The following is an 8,496-nucleotide window of genomic DNA, read 5'->3' as shown; positions in this document are numbered from 1 at the left end:
TCCGCGGCCCGCTCGTCGGATGCGGCGCCCCCCTCAGCCAGGGTCGCGGCCTCGAGCTCCTGGCTCCGGCGGCGGGCCTCGGCCAGGTCACGGGCCAGGTCCCGGACCACCGCCGCGGCGCGCGTCCGCTCCTCGGCCAGCGCCTGCCGGGCGGCCGCCACGGCGGCGTCGGCGGCGCGGCGGGCCTCCTCGGTGCCGGAGGCCGCGCGGGCCTCCGCCTCCTCGGCCCCGAGGGCCGCCCGCGCCCTCAGGTCCGCGGCCTCGGTCCGGGCGGCGATCAGCTCCCGGCGCACCACCAGCAGGTCGTCGGACAGGAGCGTGGCGCGCGTCTCCTCCTGCTCGAGGCGGCGCGCGCTCTCGGCCAGGGCGGCCTGCGCCCTGCCGACCCGCTGCTCGGCCTCGGCCCGGACGTCGCGCAGGACCTTCTCGTCCGGCGGGCGCTGGGCCGGCCGGCCCTCGCGGGCGCCGCCGTCGCGCGCCGGGTCTGCCGCGGGCCGAGCCGGATCGCCGGCAGGCCGGGCCGGATCGCCCGCGGTGCGGGCCGACTTGCCCGCGGTGCGGGCCAGGATCTCGCGCACCTGCATCTGGCGGGGCACGTCGGATCGGTCCGCCGCCGCCCTCGCGTCGGCGAGGGACGGGCCAAGCGGCGCCTCGCTGCGTGGGGCGAGGGGCGCATCGCGTCCGGGCGCGACCGCGTGGCCGTCCTCCGTCTCCGTCAGGAGGCCGACGCCCGCGGTCGCGAGCAGCAGGCAGGCCGACAGGCCGAGCCAGAACTTCATGCAGCGCCTCTCCGGATGATCGGGCGGGCCGTCAGCCCGCCTGGGCTCCCTTCCACCTCCGCCGGAGGCGCCGTGCGGGCCGCCTCAGCACCGGCGTCGCGCCCGCGCGCCGCTCGATGAGCATCGAACATCGTCCAAGATGCCGAACATCGTCCGGAATCGTGACGCCCAGACCAGTTCTGAACGAGATGGATGGTGGATCGACTGCCCGTCGATTGGTCGATCCGAGGTTATCTGAAAGATTTGCGCATACGTATTAGCAATTGTGCTCTGCGGAACGGGATCCACCCGCAACTTTCGAGGTAGGGGCCGGCCGGCGGCCTGCGCACAATGGTCGCGGGGAGCCGCGCCGGGGCGCCTGCCCGGCCGCGCCTCAGGATCGGGGGCCGCCCGCGGCCTCGCGGATCGCGGCGCGCACCCGCTCGGGCGCCTCGAAGGGCAGGAAGTGGGTCGTGCCCGGCACCGTCTCGACGGTGACGGCGGCCGACGGGCCCTCGGTGAGGTGGCAGGTGCTGCCCTGACCGGCCCGCAGGATCAGGGCCGGGCGGGAGAGGCGCCGCAGCGCCCCCCGGGCGTCGTGGCCCTGGGCCCGGTAGTTCGAGGCCTCCCAGGCCCCCGTGCAGGCGAGGGTGACGCCCTCGGGACCGTCGCGGAACCCGTCCGCCACGTAGTCGGCCAGCACCGCGTCCGGCCAGGTGCGGAAGGCGCCCCGGCCCCGGTAGGACGCGAGCGCCGCGCCCCGGGACGCGAAGGTCGCGCGCCGCCGGAGCGCGCCCTCGGCGAGGGCGGAGTGCCCCCCCGGCCGCGGCTCCGGGGGCAGGATCACGGGGTCGAGCAGCACGAGGTTGCGCACCCGGGCCGGCCGGAGGTCGGCGGCGAGCAGCGCCGAGGTGCCGCCCATCGAGTGGCCGACGAGGGTCACGGGCGGTCCGCCCGTCCGGTCGAGCACCGCGACGAGGTCGGCGGCGATGTCGGTCCAGTCGCGCCGCCCCTCGGGGTCGGCGGGCAGGGTGGTGCGGCCGTGCCCCCGGTGGTCGTAGGCGAGGAGGCGCAGGTCCGCCGCCAGGGGCTCCAGCAGCGTCCGGTAGGTCAGCGCGTTGAAGCCGTTGGCGTGCAGCACGAGGGCGTCGAGGGGCCGCTCCCGCGGCCCGAACGCCAGGGCGGCGAGGTGCCCCCCCGCCGGGTCCCCGATGTCGATCGTCTCCCGCACCCACCCCCCCGCGCGCTCGACGGACGTTGCTTGCGCCACTCCCACACCTCATCGCTGTCCCGGCCGCGCCAACGCGGTGCCCAGGGCGCCGGCCGCCAGCAGCACCGCGGTGCCGAGGAACACCGCCCGCATGCCGACGTGGCCGCCCACGAACCCGCCGAGCAGCGGCCCGAGCACCTGCCCGGCGTACTGCGAGGACGTGGAATAGCCAAGCATGGTTCCGGCCACCCGGTCGGGCACGCTGTGCCGGATCACGCTGGCGATGCAGGGCAGGAGCCCGCCGAGCGCCAGCCCCATCAGGAAGCGCAGGGCGACGAGCTGCCAGCCCGCGGTCACGAAGGCCTGGGGGATCAGGAGCGCGGCCGAGACCGCGAGGCTCGCCGTGATGACGCTCCAGGGACCGACGCGGTCGGCGAGCCGGCCGAGGCGGGCCGCCGACAGGATGCTGCCCAGCGCCGCCGCCGACATGGCGAGCCCCGAGACCAGGGTGACGCGGGCCGGGTCGTCGACGAGCTCGGCGACGTAGACGGTGATGATCGGCTCAATCGACATCACCGCGAGCATCAGCAGGAGCCCGGTCGCCAGCATGGCGAGGGCCGGGCGCTTGTCCGGGATGGCCGCGAAGCCGCCCTGCCGGGCGCGGGTCTCCTTCGGCGGGCGGGGCTCCTCCCGGATCAGCAGGAGGGTGGCCAGGAAGGCCACGAAGATCACCGCGCCCGCGGCCAGGAAGGTCGCCCGGATGCCGATCAGCGGCGGCAGCACGCCCCCGATCAGGGGGCCGACGAGGTTGCCGGCCATGATCCCGGAGGCGAGGGTCCCGAGCGCCCAGGCGGAGCGGTCCTTCGGCGTCTGCGTGGCGACGAGCACGGTCGAGCCGGAGGCGTAGCCGCCGAGGAAGCCGGCGAGCAGCCGCAGGGCCACGAGCTGCCAGACGTTGCCGGCCAGGCCGATCAGCGACATCGCCACCGCCATGCCGAGGCTCGCGCGGATCAGCATCAGCTTGCGGCCGTAGAGGTCGGCGAGGCGGCCCCAGAGCGGCGCCACCAGGGCGGCGCTGAAGAACGTCGCCCCGAAGGCGACGCCCGACCATTGCACGATGGCGGCCTGGTCCTTGACCCCGAGCTCCTCGACGTAGAGCGGCAGGAACGGCAGCAGCAGCGTCATCGCCACGATGGTGGTGAAGGAGCCGAACACGCAGACGACGAGGTTGCGGCGCCAGTACGCGCTCTGCGCCGGCAAGCCGGCTGTCACTGCGGCGACGCTGCTGTCGCGGGTCATGGTGGGCGTGCCTTCCCGGGAATGCGGCCGTCGGGCCGGGCTTTCGGATCCGGCCGGGCGGATCGAGGCCCGCGCGGGCCCGGTCGCCCGGCGGCCGGAGGGTAGCCTGCGGGCGGCCCGGCGCGAACCGGCGCCGGGCTGATGCGGGCATGAGCCGGGCTCATGGCGGTGCGGCGCTTCGGGGCGGCGGCGGATCGCCCGGCCGACGCGGGGACGCCCCCGAGGCCCGTCAGGGGCGCCAGTCCGGGAAGGCCGCGACGCGGTGCAGCAGGCGCCGGTCGCGGGCGACCTCGCCGAACGGCGCCAGGGTCCAGGTCCACGACCGCTCCGGCGCGCCGAGCCGCACGCCGTAGAGGAGGTCGAGCCGGTCGAGCACGTGCCCGGCGCGGTCCTCCTCGGTCTCGTCGAGGTCGGTGATCAGGCAGATCCGGGCCGGGAGCGCGGCGAGCGCGTCGAGGTGCCCGGCCACGATGCGGCGGCCGAACGCCTCGGCCTGCGCGGCCGTCCACGGCCCGAGCCGGCCCGCCGCCTCCAGCCGCGCGACGGGCCGGATCGGCAGCTGCGACAGGAGGTTCGCCGACACGACGAGGTCGGTGCCCGGCGCCGCGCAGACGGGCGGCAGCATCGCCCCGAGGGCGCCGCCGCGGGACAGGAGGAGGTCCTGCGTCCCACTCAGGTCCGCGGTGAGGCGCCCGGCGTTGGGGTGCCGGCGCGCGCGCAGGCGGGCCCGCCAGGGATGCACCGCGTCGACCAGCACCACGCGCCGGAAGGCGGCCGCGAGGTCGGCGAGGGGGACGTCGTCGAGGAGGCCGGAGCCGAGCACCACCGCGGTGTCGCGGCCCGGCGTGCCGGCGACGGCGGCCCGCACCGCCGCGCGGGCCGCCGCGAGGTGCGGGGCCCAGGCCGCCCGGCAGCGCCGCGACCGGGAGGCGAGCTGGACGCTGTCGCGCACGTAGCCGAGCCGGCGCTGGGCGAGGGGCGCCGGCAGCGTCAGCCAGTGGAGGAGGTCGAGGAGCACGCCCGGCCCCGCCGATTCAAGGAGCGTCGGCGGGCGCGCGCCCTCGCGCCGGGCCGGCCGCCCCTCCGGCCGGGAGCGCCCTAGAGGCCACCGGCCTCCACCACGAACCGGGCCACCGCCTCGACGCCCTCGCCGTTGCGGAGGCTGGCGAACACGTAGGGGCGGGCGCCCCGCATCCGCTTCGTGTCGGCCTCCATCACGCCGAGGTCGGCGCCGACCATCGGGGCGAGGTCGGTCTTGTTGATGACGAGGAGGTCGGAGCGGGTGATGCCGGGCCCGCCCTTGCGGGGGATCTTCTCGCCGCCCGCGACGTCGATGACGTAGATCGTCAGGTCCGCGAGCTCCGGCGAGAAGGTGGCCGCGAGGTTGTCGCCGCCCGATTCGAGCAGCACCAGGTCGAGGCCGGGGAAGCGCCGCCGCATCTCGGCCACCGCCGCGAGGTTGATCGAGGCGTCCTCGCGGATCGCGGTGTGCGGGCAGCCGCCGGTCTCGACGCCCATGATGCGCTCCTCCGGCAGGGCGCCCGCCACGGTGAGGAGGCGCGCGTCCTCCTTCGTGTAGATGTCGTTGGTGATGGCGCAGAGGTCGAAGCGCGCCCGCAGGGCCTTGCAGAGCCCCTCCATCAGGGCGGTCTTGCCCGACCCGACCGGGCCGCCGATGCCGACCCGCAGCGGGCCGTTCGAGGACGTCATGGCGCGCTCCCGCGAGTGCTCAGTACAGCCGGCCGCCGTCCGGCACCGGACGCTCGGGCACGACGAGGACGACCGCGCCGCCCGCGTCCGGCACGCCGAGGGTGAGCACCTCGGAGCGCACGGGCCCGATCTGGCGCGGCGGCAGGTTGACGACGCAGAGGACCTGCCGCCCGATCAGGGTCTCGGGCGCGTAGTGGGCCGTCACCTGGGCGGAGGACGTCCTGCGCCCGATCGGCTCGCCGAAATCGACGACGAGGCGCAGGGCCGGCCGCCGCGCCTGCGGGATGGGGGCGGCCTCCACGACGGTGCCGGCCCTGACGTCGAGCTTCAGGAAGTCGCCGATGGCGACGGCGTCCGGCGGGCGGGTCTGGTCCATGGCGGGGTCCGGTTCAAGGGGCGTGCCAAAGGGCGGGCCGCGGCGCGCGGACGGGCGGTCCCGGCGGGCGGCGCCCGCCCGGGCCTCACGCGTCCCCGGCGTAGCGCCCGTGGCAGTGCTTGTACTTCTTGCCCGAGCCGCAGGGGCAGGGCTCGTTGCGGCCGACCCGGCCCCAGGTGGTGGTGTCGTCGGGGTCGCGCTCCAGCACCGGCGCGTCGACCGCGAGCTGCTGCGCCGCGTACCCGTAGGCGCCGCCCCCGCCGCCGCTGCCGCCCTCCGAGAGGGCGAACTCGTTCTCGCCCGTCACCGGATCGAGGTGCTGGGCGAACATCGGCGGGAGGGCCTGGGCCTCCGGCTCCTGGTACATGATCTCGACCCGCATGAGCTGGCCGGTCACCTGCTCGCGCAGCGAGCCCACCAGCCCGTTGAAGAGGTCGAAGGCCTCCGACTTGTACTCGTTGAGGGGATCGCGCTGGGCGATGCCGCGCCAGCCGATCACCTGGCGCAGGTGGTCGAGGGTCACGAGGTGCTCGCGCCAGAGGTGGTCGAGGCTCTGGAGCAGCACCTGCTTCTCCACGTAGGCCATCACCTCGGGGGTGTTGCGCTCGACGCGGCCCGCGTAGGCCTCGTTGGCGGCCTTGCGCAGGCGCTCGCGGATCTCCTCGTCGGCGATGCCCTCCTCCTTGGCCCAGTCCTCCACCGGCACGTCGAGGTTGAGGTCGCGGGTCACGCTCTCCTGCAGGCCCGGGATGTCCCACTGCTCCGGATAGGCGTCCTCCGGCACGTGGCGGGCCACCACGTCGTCCACCACGCCGTGGCGCATCTCGTCCACGGTGTCGCGCACGCTCTCCTGGGCCATGAACTCGCGGCGCTGCTCGAACACGACCTTGCGCTGGTCGTTCATCACGTTGTCGTACTTGAGCACGTTCTTGCGCATGTCGAAGTTGCGGGCCTCGACCTTCTGCTGCGCCTTGGCGATGGCCTTGTTGATCCACGGGTGGATGATCGCCTCGCCCTCCTCGAGCCCGAGGCGCTGGAGCATCCCGTCCATGCGGTCGGAGCCGAAGATCCGCATCAGGTCGTCCTGGAGCGAGAGGTAGAACTTCGAGCGCCCCGGGTCGCCCTGGCGGCCGGAGCGGCCGCGGAGCTGGTTGTCGATGCGGCGGCTCTCGTTGCGCTCGGTGCCGACGATGTAGAGCCCGCCCGGCAGGTCGCTCTTGCGGCCCGCGGCCGGGTCGGCCGGCTCGCCCGAGGCCAGGACCTTGGCGCGGTTGTCCTCGATCTCGGCCTTGATGGCCGTGATGCGGGCCTGGCGCTCGGGGCCCTCCGGGATGCCGGCGAGCTCCTGCTCGATGCGCATGTCGAGGTTGCCGCCGAGCTTGATGTCGGTGCCGCGGCCCGCCATGTTGGTGGCGATGGTGATCGCGCCGGGCACGCCGGCCTCGGCCACGATGTAGGCCTCCTGCTCGTGGAAGCGGGCGTTCAGCACCGCGAAGCGCCTGGTCACCCGGCCCTCGCGGGCCGCCGCGTAGACGTCCTCGAGCGCCGAGGGGTCGCTGTAGTCGAGGGGCTTGTAGCCGTGCCGCTCCAGGAGGGTGGCGAGGTGCTCCGAGCGCTCGATCGAGCCGGTGCCCACCAGCACCGGCTGGTGGCGGGCATGGGCCTTGTCGATCTCCTGGATGATCGCCGCGTACTTCTCGTCGGCGGTGCGGTAGACCTCGTCGTCCTCGTCGACGCGCTCGACGGGCCTGTTCGTCGGGATCTCGACCACCTCCAGGTTGTAGATCTCCTGGAACTCGTCGGCCTCGGTCGAGGCCGTGCCGGTCATGCCGGCGAGCTTCTTGTAGAGCCGGAAGTAGTTCTGGAAGGTGATGGACGCGAGGGTCTGGTTCTCGGGCTGGATCGTCGCCCGTTCCTTGGCCTCGAGGGCCTGGTGGAGCCCCTCCGAGTAGCGCCGTCCCGGCATCATGCGGCCGGTGAACTCGTCGATGATCACCACCTCGTCGTTGCGGACGATGTAGTCCTTGTCGCGCTGGAACAGGGTGTGGGCGCGCAGCGCCTGGTTGACGTGGTGGACGATCGTGACGTTGTGGGCGTCGTAGAGGTCGCCCTCCTTGAGGATGCCCGCCTCGCGCAGCAGCTCCTCGATGTGCTCGTTGCCGTTCTCGGTGAGCGAGACGGTCCGCTGCTTCTCGTCGAGGTCGTAATCCTCGCGCGCGAGGCGCGGCATCAGGGTGTCGACCGCGATGTAGAGGTCGGAGCGGTCGTCGATCGGCCCCGAGATGATCAGCGGCGTGCGCGCCTCGTCGATCAGGATCGAGTCGACCTCGTCCACGATGGCGTAGCTGTGGCCGCGCTGGACCATCTGGCCCAGCTCGTACTTCATGTTGTCGCGAAGGTAGTCGAAGCCGTACTCGTTGTTGGTGCCGTAGGTGATGTCGCAGGCGTAGGCCGCCTTGCGCTCGCCGTCGTCGAGCCCGTGCACGATCACGCCGACGCTCAGCCCGAGGAAGCCGTAGACCCGGCCCATCCACTCGGCGTCGCGCTTGGCGAGGTAGTCGTTGACCGTGACGACGTGCACGCCCTTGCCCGAGACGGCGTTGAGGTAGGTGGCGAGGGTCGCCACCAGGGTCTTGCCCTCGCCGGTCTTCATCTCGGCGATGCCGCTCTCGTGGAGCACCATGCCGCCGATGAGCTGGACGTCGAAGTGGCGCTGGCCGAGCACGCGCTTGGCCGCCTCGCGCACCGTGGCGAAGGCCGGCACCAGGATCTCGTCGAGGGTCTTGCCGGCGGCGAGCTCGGCCTTGAGCGCGTCCGTCCGGGCGCGGAGCTGCTCGTCGCTCAGGGCCTCCATCTCGGGCTCGAGGGCGTTGATGGCCTGGACGCGGGGTCGGTATCCCTTCACCCGGCGGTCGTTGGACGACCCGAAGATCTTCTTGGCGATGGAGCCGAGCATCGTGAACCTGCGATCGATCGTAACGGACGTGGCGGCGCTGCGGCGCGCCTTATAGAGCCATATAGGCATCCGCGCACCAGAAAGGCACGGGGGCCGCAGCACCGAGGGGGGGCGCCGGGGCGCCCCGGGATGCTGCGAAAGAGGGAGCCGCGCGCGGGGCGCGGCGGCTTGATTCACCCCCCGGCTC

At 74.0% G+C, this 8,496-nt stretch carries 6 protein-coding genes and 1 pseudogene; all 7 read right to left on the bottom strand.

Annotated elements, in window-relative coordinates; all coding sequences use genetic code 11:
* Window positions 1–779: pseudogene (locus DT057_RS23490) on the bottom strand (hypothetical protein); the annotation flags it as partial.
* A gap of 373 nt (window positions 780–1,152) precedes the next feature.
* Window positions 1,153–2,028 carry an alpha/beta fold hydrolase gene (locus DT057_RS23485; RefSeq protein WP_128564528.1) on the bottom strand — a complete coding sequence of 292 codons (876 nt, stop codon included), beginning with the start codon at window positions 2,026–2,028 and terminating at the stop codon, window positions 1,153–1,155.
* A 9-nt stretch (window positions 2,029–2,037) separates the two neighbouring features.
* On the bottom strand, window positions 2,038–3,267 hold the full coding sequence (locus DT057_RS23480) for an MFS transporter (RefSeq protein ID WP_128564527.1): 1,230 nt from the start codon (window positions 3,265–3,267) through the stop codon (window positions 2,038–2,040).
* Window positions 3,268–3,496: 229 nt separating this feature from the next.
* Window positions 3,497–4,285, bottom strand: a complete 789-nt coding sequence (locus DT057_RS23475) for a hypothetical protein (protein WP_128564526.1) — start codon at window positions 4,283–4,285, stop codon at window positions 3,497–3,499.
* 80 nt (window positions 4,286–4,365) lie between these two features.
* On the bottom strand, window positions 4,366–4,977 hold the full coding sequence (gene ureG, locus DT057_RS23470; RefSeq protein WP_128564525.1) for an urease accessory protein UreG: 612 nt from the start codon (window positions 4,975–4,977) through the stop codon (window positions 4,366–4,368).
* Between the two features lie 19 nt (window positions 4,978–4,996).
* Complete coding sequence (locus DT057_RS23465; RefSeq protein ID WP_128564524.1) at window positions 4,997–5,353, bottom strand: tRNA-binding protein; 357 nt, start codon at window positions 5,351–5,353, stop codon at window positions 4,997–4,999.
* An 85-nt stretch (window positions 5,354–5,438) separates the two neighbouring features.
* Window positions 5,439–8,309 (bottom strand): preprotein translocase subunit SecA, encoded by a 2,871-nt coding sequence (gene secA, locus DT057_RS23460; RefSeq protein ID WP_128564523.1) that lies wholly within the window; start codon window positions 8,307–8,309, stop codon window positions 5,439–5,441.
* Window positions 8,310–8,496: the final 187 nt, after the last annotated feature.

This window comes from Methylobacterium crusticola (assembly GCF_003574465.1).
GTDB classification, from domain to species: domain Bacteria; phylum Pseudomonadota; class Alphaproteobacteria; order Rhizobiales; family Beijerinckiaceae; genus Methylobacterium; species Methylobacterium crusticola.
The sequence above is the reverse complement of the archived record's forward strand: the minus strand, read 5'-3'. Positions and strand labels throughout refer to the sequence as shown.